General features: G+C 75.0%; 15 protein-coding genes. 7 read left to right on the top strand and 8 right to left on the bottom strand.

Annotated features, from left to right (window positions below; genetic code table 11):
- The first annotated feature begins 20 nt into the window (after positions 1-20).
- Positions 21-371 (top strand): helix-turn-helix transcriptional regulator, encoded by a 351-nt coding sequence (locus tag ACIQGV_RS14975; protein WP_402494637.1) that lies wholly within the window; start codon positions 21-23, stop codon positions 369-371.
- A gap of 8 nt (positions 372-379) precedes the next feature.
- On the opposite strand, the gene ACIQGV_RS14970 is transcribed toward ACIQGV_RS14975, so the two are convergent.
- From ACIQGV_RS14970 to ACIQGV_RS14955, 4 genes are all read right to left on the bottom strand, one after another.
- Positions 380-760 (bottom strand): hypothetical protein, encoded by a 381-nt coding sequence (locus tag ACIQGV_RS14970; RefSeq protein WP_402494635.1) that lies wholly within the window; start codon positions 758-760, stop codon positions 380-382.
- A 276-nt stretch (positions 761-1,036) separates the two neighbouring features.
- A complete protein-coding gene (locus ACIQGV_RS14965; RefSeq protein WP_402494633.1) occupies positions 1,037-1,954 on the bottom strand; it encodes a MurR/RpiR family transcriptional regulator in 918 nt (305 codons plus the stop codon).
- An 86-nt stretch (positions 1,955-2,040) separates the two neighbouring features.
- On the bottom strand, positions 2,041-3,642 hold the full coding sequence (locus tag ACIQGV_RS14960; RefSeq protein ID WP_402494631.1) for a glycosyltransferase family 39 protein: 1,602 nt from the start codon (positions 3,640-3,642) through the stop codon (positions 2,041-2,043).
- A 96-nt stretch (positions 3,643-3,738) separates the two neighbouring features.
- On the bottom strand, positions 3,739-4,392 hold the full coding sequence (locus ACIQGV_RS14955; protein ID WP_402494630.1) for a nucleoside/nucleotide kinase family protein: 654 nt from the start codon (positions 4,390-4,392) through the stop codon (positions 3,739-3,741).
- A gap of 115 nt (positions 4,393-4,507) precedes the next feature.
- Here ACIQGV_RS14955 and ACIQGV_RS14950 point away from each other — a divergent pair, with 115 nt between their 5' ends.
- From ACIQGV_RS14950 to ACIQGV_RS14935, 4 genes are all read left to right on the top strand, one after another.
- Positions 4,508-5,248 carry an HAD family hydrolase gene (locus ACIQGV_RS14950; protein ID WP_402494629.1) on the top strand — a complete coding sequence of 247 codons (741 nt, stop codon included), beginning with the start codon at positions 4,508-4,510 and terminating at the stop codon, positions 5,246-5,248.
- Complete coding sequence (locus ACIQGV_RS14945; protein ID WP_402494628.1) at positions 5,245-7,587, top strand: glycoside hydrolase family 65 protein; 2,343 nt, start codon at positions 5,245-5,247, stop codon at positions 7,585-7,587. Before ACIQGV_RS14950 ends, ACIQGV_RS14945 begins: the two co-directional genes overlap by 4 nt.
- A gap of 199 nt (positions 7,588-7,786) precedes the next feature.
- A complete protein-coding gene (locus tag ACIQGV_RS14940; RefSeq protein ID WP_402494626.1) occupies positions 7,787-9,247 on the top strand; it encodes a hypothetical protein in 1,461 nt (486 codons plus the stop codon).
- 69 nt (positions 9,248-9,316) lie between these two features.
- The gene (locus tag ACIQGV_RS14935; protein WP_402494624.1) at positions 9,317-10,264 is read left to right on the top strand and encodes a lysylphosphatidylglycerol synthase domain-containing protein; all 948 of its coding nucleotides are present in this window, start codon (positions 9,317-9,319) and stop codon (positions 10,262-10,264) included.
- 70 nt (positions 10,265-10,334) lie between these two features.
- Here the strand turns inward: ACIQGV_RS14935 and sthA are convergent, their stop codons facing one another.
- From sthA to ACIQGV_RS14915, 4 genes are all read right to left on the bottom strand, one after another.
- Positions 10,335-11,738 carry a Si-specific NAD(P)(+) transhydrogenase gene (sthA, locus tag ACIQGV_RS14930; protein WP_402494622.1) on the bottom strand — a complete coding sequence of 468 codons (1,404 nt, stop codon included), beginning with the start codon at positions 11,736-11,738 and terminating at the stop codon, positions 10,335-10,337.
- Positions 11,739-11,876: 138 nt separating this feature from the next.
- Entirely contained in the window at positions 11,877-12,095 is a 219-nt protein-coding gene (locus ACIQGV_RS14925) for a hypothetical protein (protein ID WP_402494620.1), read from the bottom strand.
- 425 nt (positions 12,096-12,520) lie between these two features.
- Positions 12,521-13,054 carry a chloramphenicol phosphotransferase CPT gene (cpt, locus tag ACIQGV_RS14920; protein ID WP_402494618.1) on the bottom strand — a complete coding sequence of 178 codons (534 nt, stop codon included), beginning with the start codon at positions 13,052-13,054 and terminating at the stop codon, positions 12,521-12,523.
- 697 nt (positions 13,055-13,751) lie between these two features.
- Positions 13,752-14,642, bottom strand: coding sequence for a Gfo/Idh/MocA family protein (locus ACIQGV_RS14915; RefSeq protein WP_402494616.1), 891 nt, complete (start codon positions 14,640-14,642; stop codon positions 13,752-13,754).
- Between the two features lie 221 nt (positions 14,643-14,863).
- Between ACIQGV_RS14915 and ACIQGV_RS14910 the strand changes: the two genes are divergently transcribed.
- Both ACIQGV_RS14910 and ACIQGV_RS14905 read left to right on the top strand, forming a co-directional pair.
- Entirely contained in the window at positions 14,864-15,787 is a 924-nt protein-coding gene (locus tag ACIQGV_RS14910) for a dienelactone hydrolase family protein (RefSeq protein WP_402494614.1), read from the top strand.
- Positions 15,788-15,955: 168 nt separating this feature from the next.
- Entirely contained in the window at positions 15,956-19,057 is a 3,102-nt protein-coding gene (locus ACIQGV_RS14905) for a LuxR C-terminal-related transcriptional regulator (RefSeq protein WP_402494613.1), read from the top strand.
- Positions 19,058-19,154: the final 97 nt, after the last annotated feature.

Genomic DNA, 19,154 nt, shown 5'->3' with positions numbered 1-19,154 from the left:
TCTGGTCGTATGCTGAGGTCATGGTTGGACTGCCCGAGCCGCATACAGGATGGACGTTCCTCACCAACCACGCCCGCGTGCTGGCCGCCATCGCCGACGATCACACCGCCCGTATCCGGGACATCGCGGCCCACTGCAGACTCACCGAACGTGCGGTGCAGAAGATCATCGCGGACCTGGAGCACGCGGGCTATCTGTCGCACACCCGCGCGGGCCGGACCAACACCTACCGCATCGAGCCCGGCACGGCCCTGAGGCATCCCGCGGAGGCCGGACTGACGGTGGCGGCGCTGCTGTCGCTGCTCGCCCACGACGAGGCCACGCGCGCCGGACGGCCCGCCGGGCCGGGCATGGCCCCGGCCGATCTCTGAGAAGGGCGTCAGCGCCCGGCCGTGCGGTCGGCCAGCGCCTCGCTGACCGCCCGTACGCTGCGCGCGATGTGCTGGAGCTGCATGACCTCGGCGGCGTACATCTTGATGGTGTGCTCGATGACCGACTCCGGCATGCCGAGCCGCGGCAGGTCCGCACGGGCGGTCTGCAGTGCGGTGCGGGCGACCCGGATCTCCTGCTGCACCTGTATCTGTGCGTGCCGGGCCAGCAGGACGGGGTGCCGCATCAGCGCCGGATAGCTGGCGTAGCGCGCCGGCACCAGTTCGCGCAGCCACCTCGAGGCCGAGCGCTCCCAGTCGTAGCTGCCGGGCGCCTTGACCTGGCAGGGCCAGTCCGGGCTCGTGCGCATCGTCGTCAAAGCCATGTTCATCGCTTCCGGGTCGTGCGGCGTCGTGGGGAATCGACGGGGTCGTGGGCGGTCCCGGCCTAGGGGATGACCGGGGCCGCCCACGGGGGCTCGCGCAGTGCGAGGCCCGACCGGACACCGCGGTGCCGACGCGGGTAGGAGACGGCGGTCCGGGTGTCCGGTGCAGTATTTATATATACCGCCGGGTATGCAATACGCATGAAAAAATTCATGCCGGGTTTGCGGTGAAGAGGCGCCGAAGGAGCGGTTCGCGGGTCCCGAATGCCCGAAAGGGCGTCCTCAGTCCTTGAGGAAGAATTGATGTTGCTCGGAGACCTGCTCGTACTCCTCCAGGCGTGCGTGCGTGCGCTCGGCGTCCGCGTCCGTCATGGCCTGGAGCAGCGCCGCCGCCATCACCCCCGGAGCGGCGTAGGAGTCGAACACCAGCCGTGAGCCGGTCCCGGTGGCGAAGGTGACGTCGGCCTCGTCGGCCAGCGGCCCCAGCGCCAGATCGGTGACCAGCGCCACCCGCAGGCCCGCCCCGCGCGCGACCCGCACCGCCGACAGGGTCTCCTGGGCGTGCCGGGGCATGGAGAACGCCAGCACCCAGGTGCCGCCCGCCTCGCGGGACTGCAGCAGGGCGTCGTAGGCGACGCTGCCGCCGAGGGTGACCAGCCGTACGTCGGGATGGATCCGGCGGGCGGCGTAGGCGAAGTACTCGGCGAGCGAGGCGGAGATGCGCAGGCCCAGGACCGTCAGCGGGGTCGACTCCGACAGCATGCGGCCGGTGTCGATCACCTGGGCGGGGTCGGCGAAGTCGCGGCGCAGGTTCTCCAGGTTCTCTATCTCCGCGTCGACCGCCGACTGCAGTTCGTTGCCGCTCTCCTCCGCGACCGCCGGGCCGCCGATGGTGCCGAGCGCGATCGCCTGGAGCTTCTCGCGCAGCGCCGGGTAGCCGCTGAAACCCACCGCCGCGGCGAACCGGGTGACCGACGGCTGGCTCACCCCCACCCGCTCCGCGAGGTCGGTGATCGACAGGAAGGCGGCCTCGGTGAGATGGTCGATCAGGTACTGGGCGATCCGGCGCTGACCGGGCGACAGCCGTGGCCTGTCGAACAGTGTCCTGAGCTGTGAGGCAGGGGCGGCCTCGGCCTCCGAGACCGCCTTCCCCGAGGTGATCGCGGACGCCTGTGCACGTGCCTGCTGCGGCGATGGCACCGGTGTGCCTCCTTTGTTGCCCACGGACGTTCAACATAGCTCACCGGCCGTGCTGACCAGGGCTCCTCGAACCCCGCGGGCAGAGGTCAACGCCTGTAGATCGTGATGGAGTGCCCCACGTCCTCCACCGGCCTGCTGTCCGCGAGCAGCTCGGCCAGCGGACCCCTCGCCTTGGCGGCGGCGGAGTCGGAGACCGCCAGCAGCCCGTGGACGCGGCTCTCGGGCACCCGGCGCGGATCGGCCGCCTCGATGCCGTAGTGGGCGGGCACCCCGCTGCCCTTGTACACCAGCCACACCCGCTGCCCCGGATAGCGCTCGCGCAGCCGCTCCGCCAGCCGCCCCAGGTCCTGCCCCCAGTCGACGTTGGAGTCGTGCAGCCGGAACCGGGTGTTCGCCGGGCCGCCGAACGCCTCGTTGGAGTACGGCAGATAGAACGGATACGTCCGCACCGAACTCACCGCCACGAGCAGCACCAGCCCCGCCACCGAGGCCGGCGCCCACCGCCGGCCGGCCGCGAGCACCCCGGCCGCCGCCACCGCGAGGAACATCGGCAGGAACACCACGTACCGCGTCCCGAAGTCCCGGTGGCCCTGCATCGCCGCCAGCAGCAGCACGGCGGCGGGCAGCAGCACGTACGGCGCGGCCGGCCGCAGCCGCGGCACGGCCGCCACGGCCACCGCGCCGGCCGCCCACAGCGCGAGCATGCCCAGCGGGGTCTTCACCAGCAGCGCCGCCGGCAGGTAGTACCACCGCGAGCCGTCGTACAGATGGCCGAAGAGGAAGCCCTGCCAGGGCCGGTTCTCCAGCGCGAACTGGAGCCGCATCCCGTCCCGGAACGGCTCCGGCAGCGGCAGCAGCCCCACCAGCACCCCGCGCAGCCCCCGCAGGTCGGGCATCTGCTGCGGCGCCCACCTGAGCCGGGGATCCACCACCAGATACGCCGCCCAGACGACGGCCAGCGCGGTCAGCACCACAACTCCCGCACCCGCGAACGCCTTTGCCCGGGCTCCCGGACGCGCGTGCCGCACCGACACCACCGCCAGCGCCATGAGCACCGGAACCGCCGCCAGCGCGCTCATCCGCGTGGCCACCGCCGCGCCCAGCGCCGCCCCCGCGAGCGGCAGGTACACCTCCGGGCGGCGACGCGCCCGCCACGCCAGCCACGCCGCCGTCAGCAGGAACCCGGCGGCGGGCACGTCCAGCGTGGCCAGCGAGCCGTGCGCGACGACGTCGGGGGAGAAGGCGTACAGCGCGAGCGCCGCCAACCCGCCTGCCACGCCCGCGAGTTCACGGGCGAAGGCGAAGACCACCAGCCCGAACAGCAGCGTCAGCGCGATCACCGGGAGCCGGGCGAACAGCATCACCCGCCAGGGGTCGTTGCCCGACTCGTACAGCAGCCGCCGGCCCAGCAGACCCTGGTCCGCGGGCAGCGGCGGCTCCAGACGCGGCTGCGCCGGACCCACGCCCGCGCCGATCAGCAGTTTGCCCAGCGGCGGGTGTTCGGGGTTGTAGCGCAGGGTGTGCTCACGCCACTGGACGACGGCCGTGCCCACGTACACCGGCTCGTCGATGGTCGGGGTCTGCCGCAGCGCCGTGGTCACCATGGCGAACGTCATCTGCGCCAACAGCAGCACCACGAGGAGGGCCGCCCCCCACCGTCCGTGTCCCCGGAGCCCTGACCACCGCATTTCCCCACCTTCGCACCGTCCGCCGCAACGGGACCGGAACCGTCGTACGCGTCGTCGCCGAAGGTGAGGTACGCGCCGCGACGCCCGCGCGTTCAGCTACGGCACCGGCATCGCCGTCCCCGGCACGACCAGGTCCGCCCGGTGCCGGGTCGCCGCGATCAGGTCGGCGTTGCGCTGGTCGGTGCCGAGCACCCAGGCGACCGCCTCCTCGTGGGTCTTGCCGAACTCCTCGTGCCGCGCGACCAGTCTGCCGATCCGCTCGGTCTCCGCCGCCGCGCAGAACCACACCTCGTCCAGCTCGGCGCGCACCCGCGCCCACGCGCCCGTCTCCAGCAGCAGATAGTTCCCCTCCGTCACCACCAGCCGCGCCGACGGCGGCACGGGCACCGCGCCCGCCAGCGGCTGCTCCAGCACCCGCTCGAACCCCGGCGCGTACACCGGGTCCGGACCGTCCGCCTCCGCCCGCAGTCTGCGCAGCAGCGCGGCGTACCCGGCCGCGTCGAACGTGTCCGGGGCGCCCTTGCGGCCGCGCCGGCCCAGCCGGTCCAGCTCCACGTCCGCCAGATGGAAGCCGTCCATCGGCACATGCGCCGCCCAGGGATCGCCGTCCCCGTTCAGCGCCCGCACCAGATGCTCGGCCAGCGTCGTCTTGCCCGCCCCCGGGGCACCCGCGATCCCCAGCAGGGCACGGCGGCCGCCCGCCGCCAGGGCGCGGGCACGGACGAGCAGATCGTCGAAGGTCACAGCCACAGAAGGGAGTGTGTCACCCGTCCGCGCACACGATCCCGCCGTGAAGTCTTGAAGTACACCCGCTGTGACGCGCGTCCCTCACTTGACGCCGCTCTCGCGGGGAACCATGGGCACCATGACGGATCTCGGTCTCCCCGAAGGAATCCAGGCATGCCTGTTCGACCTCGACGGGGTCGTCACCAAGACGGCCGCCGTGCACGCGGCCGCCTGGAAGGAGATGTTCGACGCGTATCTGCGTGAGCGAGAGGGCCCGGACTTCCGGCCGTTCGACGCCGTCGCCGAGTACGACGAGCACGTCGACGGCCGCCCCCGCGCGGACGGCGTACGGACCTTCCTGGCGGCGCGCGGCATCGAACTCCCCGAAGGCGGACCCGACGATCCACCGGACGCGGTCACCGTCCACGGCCTGGGCAACCGCAAGAACGTGCTGCTGCTGGAGAAGATCCGCACCGGCGGCGTCGAGGCGTACGACGGCACCCTGCGCTACATCGAGGCGGCACGCGCCGACGGGATGCGCACCGCGATCGTGTCCTCCAGCGCCAACTGCCAGGACGTGCTGCGCGCCGTCGGCGCCGAGCACCTTTTCGACGTCCGGGTCGACGGGGTCGTGGCCGCCGAGCGCGGACTGCCCGGCAAACCCCGCCCCGACACCTTCCTCGCCGCCGCGCACGACCTCGGCCTGGAGGCGAAGCAGGCGGCCGTGTTCGAGGACGCGCAGGCCGGCATGGACGCCGGCCGCTCCGGCGGCTTCGGCTACGTCGTCGGCATCGACCGCGTCGGCCAGACCGACGCCCTGTACGAGCACGGCGCGGACATCGTCGTGCAGGACCTCGCCGAACTGGGAGACAAGGCGTGATAACCAACCGCTCGTACACCGTCGAGCCCTGGACCGTCCGCGAGACGTCGCTCGGCCTCGACGTCCTCGCGCAGAGCGAGTCCGTGTTCGCCCTGTCCAACGGTCACGTCGGCTGGCGCGGCAACCTCGACGAGGGCGAGCCGCACGGGCTGCCGGGCTCCTACCTCAACGGCGTCCACGAGGTGCACCCGCTGCCCTACGCCGAGGCGGGCTACGGATATCCCGAGTCCGGGCAGACCGTCATCAACGTCACCAACGGCAAGGTGCTGCGGCTCCTCGTCGACGACGAGCCCTTCGATCTGCGCTACGGACGGCTCGTCTCCCACGAGCGCACCCTGGACCTGCGCCGCGGCGTCCTCACCCGGGTCTGCGAGTGGACCTCGCCGGCCGGCTCCACGATCCGGGTCCGCTCCACCCGGCTGGTCTCCCTCACCCAGCGGGCGATCGCCGCCGTCGCCTACGAGGTCGAGCCCGTCGACGCGCGGGCCCGGGTGGTGATCCAGTCCGAGCTGGTCGCCAACGAGTCCCTGCCCGCCGCGGGCGGCGACCCCCGGGCCGCCGTCACCCTGAAGTCGCCGCTGCAGCCGGAGGAGGACTTCGCCTCCGGCTCCCGGCTGCGGCTGGTGCACCGCACCCGCAACAGCGGCCTGAGGGTCGCCGTCGCCGCCGACCACGTCGTCACCGGCCCCGAGGGCATCACCAGCGGCAGCGAGAGCAACGAGGACGTGGCCCGGCTGACCGTCACCTCCGTGCTGGAGCCCGGACAGACCCTGCGCGTGGAGAAGTTCGTCGCCCACGGCTGGTCCGGCGCCCGCTCCCGCCCCGCCATGAGCGACCAGGTCGACGCGGCGCTCGCGGCCGCCCGGCACAGCGGCTGGGACGGCCTGCTCCAGGACCAGCAGGACTTCCTGGACGACTTCTGGGCCCGCGCCGACGTCGAGGTCGACGGCGACGAGGAGATCCAGCAGGCCGTGCGCTTCGCGCTCTTCCACGTCCTCCAGGCCGGCGCCCGCGCCGAGCAGCGCGCCATCCCCGCCAAGGGCCTCACCGGCTCCGGCTACGACGGCCACGCCTTCTGGGACACCGAGACGTTCGTCCTGCCGCTGCTCACCTACACCTCGCCCGACGCCGTCGCCGAGGCCCTGCGCTGGCGGCAGAACACCCTGCCCGCCGCCCGCGAGCGCGCCGCCCAGCTCGGACTGCGCGGCGCCGCGTTCCCCTGGCGGACCATCGAGGGCTCGGAGGGCTCGGCGTACTGGCCCGCCGGCACCGCCGCCTTCCACGTCAACGCCGACATCGCCGACGCCGTGCTGCGCTACGTCAACGCCACCGGCGACACCGACTTCGAACGCGAGACCGGCGTCGAACTGCTGGTGGAGACCGCCCGGCTGTGGCGCTCACTGGGCCACCACGACCCGCACGGCACCTTCCACATCGACGGCGTCACCGGCCCCGACGAGTACAGCGCCGTCGTCGACGACAACACGTACACCAACCTCATGGCCCGCGCGAACCTGCTCGCCGCCGCCGCGGTCGTCGAACGCCACCCGAAGCAGGCCGCGCTGCTCGGCGTGGACGACGAGGAGAGCGCCTCCTGGCGCGACGCCGCCGAGTCGGTGCACATCCCCTACAACCGCGAACTGCGCGTCCACGAGCAGCACGCCGGCTTCACCCGCCACCAGCGCTGGGACTTCGAGGGCACCACCCCCGACCAGTACCCGCTGCTGCTGAACTTCCCCTACTTCGACCTCTACCGCAAACAGGTCGTCAAGCAGGCCGACCTCGTCCTGGCGATGTACACCTGCCCCGACCGGTTCGACGACGAGCACATCGCCCGCAACTTCGCCTACTACGAGGCGCTGACCGTCCGCGACTCGTCCCTGTCGGCGTGCTGCCAGGCCGTGATCGCCGCCCAGGCCGGCCATCTGAAGCTCGCCTACGACTACACCGCCGAAGCGGCGCTGATGGATCTCCAGGACCTGGAGCACAACACCCGCGACGGGCTGCACATCGCCTCCCTCGCCGGCACCTGGATGGCGCTGGTCGCCGGATTCGGCGGCATGCGCGGGGACGCCGACGGGCTGCGCTTCGCCCCCCGGCTGCCGGAGAGGTTCAGCCGCCTCGCCTTCTCCCTCCAGCTCCTCGGCCGCCGGCTGCGCGTGGAGATCGGCCAGGACAAGGCGACGTACACCCTGCTCGAAGGGCAGCCCCTGCGCATCCGCCACCACGGCGAGGTCCTCACCGTCGGCACCGACGGACCCACCGTGCGCGCGGTGCCCGCCCCGGCCGTGCACCCGGCACCGGAGCAGCCCGCACACCGCCGCCCGAACGACCGCTGACCCGCCCGCCGGACCCGCCCCACGGCCCCGCGCACCCGCCCTCACGGGTCCGCGGGGCCCCGGCATGTCCGGATTCCGTCGGGCACTTGGCCGTACAGCGATCTGCACACCGGTCGGCACTGGGTTACTTTTTGCTTGTTTTCCCTGACATCCGTCCGTACGAGGCAAGCCGCGCGAGCCGTGGGGGAGAGGCAGGCCGATGGCCGACAGCGCGAGCGCCACCCGCGCCACAGCCCTGCGTCTCGCCCGGCCGAGCGCCGCCGCCCTGGTCGCCTGCGCGTTCACCCTGGTCCAGCTCGTCCTTCTGCCGCCGCCGACCGGTCTCGGCTGGGACGAGATCGTCTACGTCAGCCAGATCGGCGACCACGCCCCCGCGGCCTTCTTCAGCGCGCCCCGCGCCCGCGGTGTGACCCTGCTGGTCGCGCCGGTCGCCTCCTGGTCGTCGTCGCTGCCGCTGCTGCGCGTCTACCTCGCGGTCCTCGCCGCACTCGCCCTCTACCTGGGCCTGCGTGTCTGGCGGGGCCTGTTCCCCGAACGCGTCCTCGCCACCGCGGGCGCGCTGTTCGCCTCCCTGTGGGTGACCCTTTTCTACGGCCCGCAGGCCATGCCCAACTACTGGGTCGCCGTCGGCGCTCTCGTCTGTGCCGGCTGCGTGCTCCGGATCCGCGCGGGACACGCCGGCCGGGCCGCCCTGTGGGGCGTGGCGGGCAGCGCCGCGTTCATGGCGCTGATGCGGCCCACGGACGCGGTCTGGGCGACCCTGCCGCTGCTCGTCCTGGCCCTGGCCGTACGCCGCCCGCGGCTGCTCGCCGCGCTGCTCGCGGGCCTCGCGGCCGGGGCGGCCGAGTGGGTGATCGAGGCGTACGTCAGCTACGGCGGTCTCGCCGAACGCCTCGCGGAGGCGTCCCGCATCCAGGGCGGCCTCGGCCGCAATCTCGCCGTCGCGGACCAGCTGCGCGGGCTCGCCGGCCGCACCCTGTGCCGCCCCTGCACCGGAGACCTGCCCAACCCCCTGATCACCGCCTGGTGGTTCGCGCTGCCGCTGCTGGCCGCGTCCGGCGTCCTCGTCGCGGTCCGCGCCCGGCGTGCCGAACGCACCCTCGTCCCGCTGGCCTGCGCCCTCACGGCGGCGTTCCCGTACCTGTTCATGATCGGCTACGCGGCGCCCCGCTTCCTGCTGCCCGCCTACGCCCTGATCGCGATCCCCGTCGCCGACGCGCTGTGGCACCTCGTGCGCGGGGCCCGCGGCACCTGGCGTCCGGCCGTCGCGGTCCTGGTCGCGCTCGGGCTCGCCGGACACCTGGCCGTCCAGCTGGCCGTCGCCCGGCATGTGGCCGAGCGCACCGCCGACGACCGCCGGGACTGGGCCCGCACCGCGGACCGGCTGCACGCCCTCGGCGTCCGCCCACCCTGTCTGCTCACCGGCTTCGAGGCCATCCCGATCGCCTACTACACGGGCTGCGCCTCCGGCAACACCCGCGGCCACAACGCCAACACCACCGACGCGGCCGTCCTGGACACCGCCCGCCGCATCCCCGTCGCCGCCCTGAGCCCGCCCGGCGGCGATCCGCCCCGCCATGCCCGCACCTGGACACCCCACCGGCTGCCCGGCCTCGACCTGTACGTGGCCCCGGAAGTCCGGGAGGGCGGAGACGGATGAGGGGGAGAGCCGTATGAGAGGGCAGCCGTATGCCATCGCCGCCCTGGCGGTCCGGGAGGGCAGAGCCGTATGACGACACAGCAGATCACCACCGCGGTCCCCGCCCGGCGGCGTGCCCACTGGCGCACCGCCGGATCCCTGGCCGTCGTGCTGACGGCCGTGTTCCTCGCCCACCGGCACTGGCCGGTGCTGGAGAGCGGGGCGCTGCGGCTGGCGGTCGCCGACCAGGGGTGGCTCTGGGTGGGGGTGACCACGACCGTGCTGACCTGGGGGTGCGCGGCGCTCGCCCAGCAGGGCGCGGTGGCGCGGACGCTTCCCGTCGGCCGGCTGGTGGCGGCACAGTTCGCGGCCTCGGCCGCCAACCACGTCCTGCCCGCGGGCCTCGGGGCGAGCGCGGTGAACCTGCGCTTCCTGATGCGCTGCGGCCTGCCCGCCGCCCGCGCGGCGACCGCGCTGGGGGTCAAGGCCGCGGCGAGCGCCGTGGCGCGCGGCGTCCTGATCGCCGCGCTGGCCCTGGCCTGCCCGGGCGTCCTCCAGGTGCCGGGCGTCCCGCCGGCGGCACTGGCCGTGCTGCCGGTGGTCGCCGTGGGCGTCACGGTGCTGCTGCGGGGCCCGCTGGGACCACGCTGCGGGCGGGCGCTGGCGGCGGTCCGCGCGGACATCCGGGAGGTGCACGCGCGGCCCTCCCGTGCGGTGGCCCTGTGGGGCGGTTCGCTGGCCTTCGCGCTGCTGCACGCGGCGACGCTGATCGCGGTCACCCAGGCGGTCGCGCTGCCGCTGCCGCCGGCCCAGGTCGCGCTGCTCTATCTCGCCGCGAGCAGCGCCGCCGCCCTGCTGCCCACGCCCGGCGGGCTCGGCTCCCTGGACGCCGTGCTCGCGCTCGCCCTCACGGCGGCCGGGGCCCCGGCCGCCGCCGCGGCCTCCGCCGTGCTCGGCTACCGGCTGCTCACCGTCTGGCTGCCGCTGGTGCCGGGCCTGCTGGTGCTGGGCGTCCTGGTGCGGCGCCGGGCGCTGTGACCTCCGGCGGCCTTCCGGGACGCCCGCCACGGGCCCCGGCGGACCGCGGCGGGCGGCGGGCGGTGGGCGGTCAGTCGGTGAGCCGGTCGAGCTGGCGGAGTTTGTTGGTGGCGTCCAGGGCGGCCACCTTGTAGGACTCGGCCAGTGTGGGGTAGTTGAAGACGGCGTCGACGAGATAGTCCACCGTGCCCCCGCACCCCATCACCGACTGGCCTATGTGGATCAGCTCGGTCGCGCCCGTGCCGAAGCAGTGCACGCCCAGCAGGGTGCGGTCCTCGGGCGAGACCAGCAGTTTCAGCACACCGTGCGAGTCCCCGATGATCTGGCCGCGCGCCAGTTCCCGGTAGCGGGAGACACCCACCTCGAACGGCACGCTGTCCTCGGTCAGCTGATCCTCCGTCCGGCCCACGAAGCTGATCTCCGGGATGGTGTAGATGCCGATCGGCTGGAGGTCGTGCATCGGGCCCACCGGCTCCCCGCAGGCGTGGTGCGCGGCCGCCCGGCCCTGCTCCATCGACGTGGCGGCCAGCGCCGGGAAGCCGATGACGTCGCCGACTGCGTAGATGTGCGGCACCTGGGTGCGGTAGTGCTCGTCGACGGTGATCCGGCCGCGGGCGTCCGCGCTCAGCCCCGCCCGCTCCAGGTCGAGCCCGTCGGTCAGGCCCTGCCGCCCGGCCGAGTACATCACCGCCTCCGCCGGGATCTTCTTGCCGCTCTCCAGCACGGTCAGCGCCCCGTGCGGATGCCGCTCGACGGCCGCGACCGTCTCCCCGAACCGGAACGTCACCGCGAGATCGCGCAGGTGGTACTTCAAGGACTCCACGACCTCGACGTCGCACATGTCGAGCATCCCGGACCGCTTCTCCACCACGGTCACCTTGCTGCCGAGCGCGGCGAACATCGACGCGTACTCCATGCCGATCACGCCCGCCCCGACGATGACCAGGGAGCGCGGAACCCGTTCCAGGGAGAGGACGTTGTCGGAGTCCATGACGGTGCGGCCGTCGAACGCGACGCTGGACGGCCGGGCCGGGCGGGTCCCCGTGGCGATGACGATGTGCCCGGCGCTGATCCGCCGCTCGTGACCGCCGGCCTCGCGCAGGGCCACGGTGTGGGCGTCGACGAACCGCCCGGTCCCGGAGAAGAGCGCGACCTGGTTGCGGGCGAGCTGGCTGCGGACGACGTCGACCTCCCGGCTCACCACATGGTGGGTGCGGGTGATCAGGTCGGAGACGGTGATGTCCTCCTTCAGCCGGTAGCTCTGCCCGTACATGTCCCGCTGGCTGAGACCGGTCAGGTACAGGACGGCCTCGCGCAGTGTCTTGGAGGGGATGGTGCCGGTGTGGATGGAGACCCCGCCGACCATGTCGGGGCGGTCGACGACGGCGACCCGGCGGCCGAGCTTGGCCGCGGCGATGGCCGCCTTCTGGCCACCGGGTCCGGATCCGAGGACGAGCATGTCGAAGTCGGGCATCCACCGGAGTCTGGCAGGGCGGACGGCCGTTCGGGAAGGGTGAACGGGCAGGCGCACGGCGGCCGTTGGCTCCGGACCCGCCCGAGGAGCCCCGGGACGGCCCGGGAGAGCCCGCTGGCCCTCCCCGGCCCCGCCGCCTCAGGGCAGCAGCTTGTCGAGGGCCGCGGGACCCTCCTGCGCCAGCTTCCGCTTGGCCCACTCCATGGTCTTCGGGGTGAGGTCCTTGCCCGAGGCGAGGACGATGTCTTCCGGCGACACATCGGCGCCGGTGCGGGCGTGGAGGAGTTTGTCCGGAGTGGCGCGGTCCGGACCCCAGGCCGCCTCGGGCTGGGAAGCTTCGGGCTGTGAAGTAGACATGATCGGTGCTCCTCCGGTCAGGGAGTGTGCTGCGGCCCGCAGATGTCATCGGGTCCACTAACACCATTCAACGGCTCGGCCAGGTGTGCATCCGGAGGACGGGGAGAAGGGACGTCAGGCCGCATGATCGGGGGAGGCGCCGTGAGGTTCGGGGACGAGGTCCGGCGCGTGCCGAGCGACAGCGAGGCCCTCGGCGGGATCCGTGCCGAGAAGGCCGGTCTCTCCCGGCTGCCGGGCCGCTTCCCACCGGAACCGGCCTCGGCCGCCGGGGACGACGGCGTCGAGGCGGAGGCAGGGGAGACGGCCCACGACGGGATCCGGCGCCGGGTGACCCCGGCGCCCCCGGTCCCGGGTTCCTGCTGCACGCCGGGGAGGAGACGGCCCGGTTCCGGTGGAGCGACGAGCCCGGGCCGGCCCGGGCCCTGTCACCGCACCCGGGCGGCGATCGTTCTCGCGCAGTCCAGGGACTCGGTGCGGGCGGTGTCGATCTCGACGTCGTAGGCCACACCCCGGTGCACCTGCTCGGCCTGTGACACGGCCATCCCCACGGCACGGTCGCCGCGCGCCAGCTCACGGCCCGCGGCGATTTCGGGGGCGCAGCGCACGCCGACCCACAGCACCTCCAGACCGCCGAGCGCCTTCTGCCAGCGCTGCTGTGAGGCGGCGCCGCCGAGGAAGACGTCGTCGACCACGACCCGGGCGCCCGCGCGGACCGTCGCGGCCACTCCCTCCATCCAGGCCGCTTCCAGCGTCCTGAAGACGTCGCCGACGCTGACGCGGCCGTCCTCGGTGACCCCGAAGCCGGCGTCGGACTCCCGCAGCGCGGCGGGCAGCGCGTCGACGAAGGTGTCGATGCCCAGGGCGAGCCAGGGATCCGGCAGGACGGCCTGGAGACAGCGCACGATGCCGGACTTGCCGGAGCTGGAACCGCCGTTGAGGAAGATCACCTGGGTGGGCATCGCGCCACGATAGAGGCACGCGGCGGAGGCACCAAGCGCATTTCCCGGCGCCCGTACGTCCTCCGGTGCCGGGATCGGCTCGAAGCCTGTACGCCTCCGGCGCCTGTGCGTCCCTGGTGCCTGTACGCCTTCGGTGTCCGTACGTCCTCCGGTGCCGGGATCGGCTCGAAGCCCGTACGCCTCCGGCGCCTGTGCGTCCCTGGTGCCTGTACGCCTCCGGCGTCCGTACGCCTCCGGCGTCCGTACGCCCCCGGGCGCCCGTACGTCCTCCGGTGCCGGGATCGGCTCGAAGCCCGTACGCCTCCGGCGCCTGTGCGTCCCTGGTGCTTGTACGTCCCCGGGCGTCCGTACGTCCTCGGGCGTCCGTACGTCCTCGGGCGTCCGTACGTCCTCCGGTGCCGGGATCGGCTCGAAGCCTGTACGCCTCCAGCGACCGGATCTGCACCCACCGGATTTCCCCGCGGGCCGCAGGAGCCGGCGGACGCGGGTTCCGGCGGTCGCCGGTCCCCGCGGCCGGGGGCCGTCGAAGGCGCCGGCTCCGGTGGGCGAGGGCTCCCGCGGCCGCAGGGTCCGCCGGCTGCGGGCTCAGGCGGCCGGCGGAACCGGCGGCCGTCGTCTCCGGCGGGTCCGGGCACGGGCGGCCCGGGTTTCTGCCGCCGCGGCCCCCGGCCGGTCCTGTCCGGCCCTCTCGGTCCGCTCAGTCCTCGTCGGTGTTGAGCAGGGCTTCCGCCTCGGCGAGTATCTCGGTGACCCGCAGTCCGAACGCCGCGTCGCACGGATGCGGCCGGCCCGTGCGGACGGACGCCAGCAGCGCGTCCGCCGCGCAGGACAGCGCGGGCACCGGCCCGTCGCCCCCGTGGGGCAGCCGTGCCACCCCGGCCGCGCCGCGCAGCTCCACCTCGGTGCCGGCCGCCGCGGGCGGGGCGGTGAGGCTCAGGGTGAGCGAGCTGAACGCGCCGCCCTCGTGCTCGACGACGAGATGCGCCGTGTCGCCGGGGCCGTACGCGGCGGACGCCACCCGGACCGCGTCCCCGAGCACCGGCAGCAGCACGGACAGCGCGTGCGGACCGACGTCCCACAGCGCGCCCTTCTCCCGCCGCCACGGCGAGTGCGCGAACGGACTGCCCGCGTCGCTGAAGACCGAGCCGAGCCACTGCGCCCGCGCGGTGAACCAGCCCTCCTCGGCGGCCTGCTCGGAGATCCAGGCGGCCGCCTCGGGCCGGAACCGGGTCGTGAAGAAGACGACCGACGCCACCTGCGACTCCCGCACGGCCTCGGCCACGGCCCGCGCCTGCGGGACCGTCGCGGCCAGCGGTTTGTCGAGCAGCAGATGCCGGCCCGCGCGGGCCGCCCGTACCGCGAGCTCGGCCTGCACGCCCGGCGGCAGGGCCACCGCCACGGCGTCCACGTCGTCGAGGAGGGCGTCCACGTCGTCGTACACCCGTGCCCCGTGCCGGCCCGCCAGTTCCTTGGCCGCGTCCGGGCGGCGTCCCCACACGCCCGTGAAGTCGAGCTCCGGGTGAGCCTCCAGAGCGGGCGCGTGGGCCATCTGCGCCCAGGGTCCGGTGCCGAGCAGTCCGATGCGCATACCGCCGCCTTTCCACGGTGCCGAGCGACCGGCGGCCGGGCCACCGGTACGCAGGCGAGCGTGCCACACGGCCCCGCCGCAGGCCCAGCCCCTCGGTACGGGCGGCCGGGGGGCGCAAGGACGCACGACCGGTGATTTCGCCGGTGGCGCGGGCGGCCGGGGCCCCGACAGTGGCTGGCACGCAACCCCACCGAGATCCACGGCAGAGAGGACGACTCGTCGTGCAGCACCCCCACACCCCCGCTCCGTCCGACACCTCCCGCAAGCCCCGCAGAGGCCGCCGTCTCGCCGCGACCGTCGCCGCCCTGGCGGCCGTCGCCGGGTTCGGCACGCTGGCCGGGCCCGGGGCCCACGCCGCGGACAACCCCTACGAGCGCGGCCCCGCCCCGACCGTCGCGAGCATCGAGGCCCTGCGCGGCCCCTACGCGGTCTCCGAGACGTCGGTGTCCTCGCTGGTGGTGACCGGCTTCGGCGGCGGCACCGTCTACTACCCGACCAGCACCTCCGACGGCACCTTCGGCGCGATCGCCGTCTCGCCCGGCTACACCGGGACCCAGTCCTCCATCGCCTGGCTGGGCCCCCGGCTGGCGTCCCAGGGCTTCGTGGTGTTCACCATCGACACCCTCACCACCCTGGACCAGCCCGACTCGCGCGGGCGCCAGCTGCTGGCCGCGCTGGACTACCTCACCGAGCGCAGTTCCGTGCGCTCCCGCATCGACAGCAGCCGCCTCGGCGTGATGGGGCACTCCATGGGCGGAGGGGGCAGCCTGGAGGCCGCCAAGTCGCGCCCCTCCCTCCAGGCGGCGATCCCGATGACCCCGTGGAACCTCGACAAGACCTGGCCCGAGGTCTCCACCCCGACCCTGATCTTCGGAGCCGACGCCGACACGATCGCGCCGGTCGCCTCGCACGCCGAGCCGTTCTACGGCAGCCTGCCGTCCGGCACGGACCGCGCCTACCTGGAGCTCAACAACGCCACGCACTTCGCGCCGAACTCGTCGAACACGACGATCGCGAAGTACAGCGTTTCCTGGCTGAAGCGGTTCATCGACAACGACACCCGCTACGAGCAGTTCCTGTGCCCGCTGCCGTCACCGAGCCTCGCCATCGACGAGTACCGCGGCAACTGCCCGCACCGCTCCTGACGGCCCCCGCGCCTGTGCCGGCGCACGGCCGCCGGGCCCCCGCCCTGGGCGCCGGCACAGAGCGCGCGCGGGAGCCCGCCCGAAACGCCAGGTGAGGCGTGCGGGCGGGCACCGGCGGCACGGTCGTACGCCTTCCGGCCGCGGTTACCCGTACGTAGCCTCGCGGGAATGACCGGACCTGCGACGACCCTCGGCAGGGCCCCGCGCCTTCATGGGCGGGGCCCGCATCTGCGTGCTGTGGCCGCGCTGCTGGACGGGCTCCGCGAACGGCCCGGCGCGCTCGTCGTGACCGGCGGGCCCGGGACCGGGCGCACGGTCCTCCTCGACCACGCGGCCCGCGCCTTCACCTCCGGGCCGGTGATCCGGCTGGGCGCCGACCGCGCGCGCGAGCGGCGCCCGTACGACGGACTGCGCGCGGTCGCCCGCGCCGCGGCGGGTGCGCCGGACGGCTCGCTGCTGTCCGTGCTGCGCGCGGCCGCCGCCGGGGAGCCGCTGCTGCTCTGCGTGGACGACGCGCACCTGTGGGACGCCGCCTCGCGCGCGGAGCTGGCCGTCGCCGCGCGGCGGCTCGCCGAGCCGGACCGGATCGGGCTCCTGCTGTCCGTCGCCGCGCCCGCGCCGGACGAACTCGCCGCGCTGCCGGCCGCCCGCCTCGGCCCTCTCCCGCCCCCGGCCGCCGCCGCCCTGCTGGACGACCTGACCGGCCCGGCCGTCGATCCGGCCGTACGGGAGGAACTGCTGGAGGAGGCCGAGGGGAACCCGGCCCTGCTGCTGGCCCTGGCCGGCCGGCTCTCGCCCGCCGAGCTGAGCGGCCGCCTGCCCCTGCCCCGCCCCCTGACCGACACCGGCACCCTCACCGCCGTGGCCGGACACCACCTCGGCGGACTCCCCGCGCGCACCGACGACCTGCTGCTGGTCACGGCGGCGTCCCTGCGGGCCGCACCGGAGGAGTCGGAGGACGCGGCCGTGATCGCCCGCGCGCTGGAACGGCTGGCCACGGGAGAACCGGCCGGCACCGAAGGCCCTGTCCCACGCACCTCCCCGCACCGCGCGACCGCGCCGGACGGTCACCTCCCCGGCGCCGCGGGACCGCCCCGCGCGGGACTCGCCGGGCTGCCGTGCGGTGAGGCCGGGGCGGGCACGCCGCCGGTCGGAGAGCTGCTCGGGCCGGTGTCCGCCCGGACCGCGGGTGACCGTGCGGCCGGGCCGGACAGCCGTGCCGGTGCCGGGGAGCCGCCCCGCGCGGGACTCGCCGGGCTGCCGTGCGGAGCGGGAGCCGGGGTGTCCGGGCCGGCCGCGGGTGACCGTGCGGCCGCGCCCGTCGGCCGTGCCGGTGCCGGGGAGCAGTGCGCGGGGGTTCGCGGCGTGGGGGCGGGCTCGCCGGGAGAGCCGGCCGGGCCGGTGCCCGGGGTGCTGGTGCTCGCCGACGGGCGGCTCCGGTTCGGCGGCGGCGTTCTGCGCAGGGCCGTGTACGCCCGGGCGGCGCCCGGGCGACGGCGGCGCGCGCACCGGGCACTCGCCGAGGCGCTGGAGGAGACGGGCGACCGGTTGCGGGCCCTGCTGCACCGGGCCTGGGCGACGGCCGGGCCCGACCCCGCTCTCGCGGCCGAGCTGGCCGCGGCCGCGGCCGACCCCGGTTGCGCGGCCCCGCTGAGGACCCGCTCACTCGCCCACGCCCGCGCGGCCGAGCTGACCGCGGACGGGACGGCGGGGGCGCTGTGCCGTGTCGCCGCGGCCGAGACGGCACTCGGCGCCGGGCTGCCCCGGCACGCGCTGCGCCTGGCCGACGCCGCCGCGCGGCACGGCCTGCCCGACGCCGTCCGCGGCCGCGCGGAGCTCCTGCGCGGCACGGCCCGGCTGCTCGACGGCCCGGTGGCCGTGGCCCGGGAGTCCCTGCTGACGGCGGCGGCCCTCCTCGCCGACCCCGCTCTCTCCCGCGCCGCCGCCACCCGTGCGGCGGACGCGGCCTGGGGCGCCGGCGACCTGCTGGGCTGCCTGGAGGCGCTGGCCGACGACCGCCCCGCCCCGGCGGCCCCGGCCGTGTCCCGGCGGCAGCCCCTGGACGACTACCGGCGGGGGATCCGGGCCGTCCTGGAGGGGCACCGGGAAGGAGCCGTCGGGCCGCTGAGGAGGTTCGGGGAGACGGCCCTGGCGCGCGGGAAGCCCGAGGGGCTGCTGCGGGCGGCGGTGGCCGCGCTGGTGGTGGGGGACATGGCCGCCGCCGCGCGGGCCGCGGCGCGGGCGCTGGCCGTGGCCCGGGCCGACGGGGGGAGCGCCGCCGCGGGGCCGGCGCTGGAGTTCCTGGCCTACGCGCAGCTGCGCAGCGGACGGCACGCGCAGGCCCGTGCCCACGCCGAGGAGGGGCTGCGCGCGGCGCGGCACGCCGGACAGCGCAACATCGCGGCCGGACACCACGCCGTACTCGCCCTGGCCGCGTCGATCGAGGGGGAGACGGACGTGGTCGCCGCGCACGCGACGGCCGCGCTGGAGACGGCCCGGCGCCATGGGCTGGCGCAGACGGCCACCCTGGCGCAGTGGGCGCTGGGCCGGGCGGACCTCGGCCGCGGCCGCCCCCTGGAGGCCGCCGACCGGCTGGGCCCGCTGGTGCGGCCGGGCCCCCGGCGCGGCCACTTCGCGGTGTGGATGCTCGCCGTGCCCTGCTTCGTGGAGGCCGCCGCCCTCGCCGGCCGTCCCGCCGACGCCCGCCCCGCCCTCGACGACCTCGCCGCCTGGGCGGCCTTCGGGGCCGACCCGCAGGCCCCCGCCCAGCTGCTGCGCTGCCGTGCGCTGCTCGCCCCGCCGGACACCGCCGACGTCCTGTACGCGCGGGCGCTGGACCTGCACGAGGGCACGGTCGGCGACTTCGAGCGGGCCCGTACGGAGCTGCTGTACGGCAAATGGCTGCGGCGCCGCCGGCGGCTGCGCGAGGCCCGTGACCGGCTCGGGGCGGCCCTGGTCGGCTTCGAGAGCTGCGGCGCCCGGGTGTGGGCCGATCAGACCCGCGCCGAGCTGAGGGCGCACGGCACGGCGCCGGGCCCCGCAGCCGCCGGAGCGCTGGCCGGGCTGACGCCCCAGCAGTGCCGGATCGCCCGCCATGTCGCCGACGGCGCCACCAACCGGGAGGTCGCCCGCATCCTGTCGGTCAGCACCCGGACGGTCGACTACCACCTGCGCAACGTCTTCGCGGCCCTGGGCGTCCGCTCCCGCGTCGAGCTCGCCCGCCTGGTGGAGCAGTCCGGCGACCCCCGTGGTCACGCGGGGCCGCCGTAGGTCCCGCTTCGGTAAATCGCCTCCGAACCCTGGGGACCGACCGGACGGTATGTCATCCTTCCGGGAGGAGTGAGTCAGGTCGCACACCTGGGGAGGC

Source organism: Streptomyces sp. NPDC093094 (assembly GCF_044754345.1).
Lineage (GTDB): Bacteria > Actinomycetota > Actinomycetes > Streptomycetales > Streptomycetaceae > Streptomyces.
Note: the sequence above shows the minus strand (reverse complement) of the source record. Positions and strands in the feature narration are given on the sequence as shown.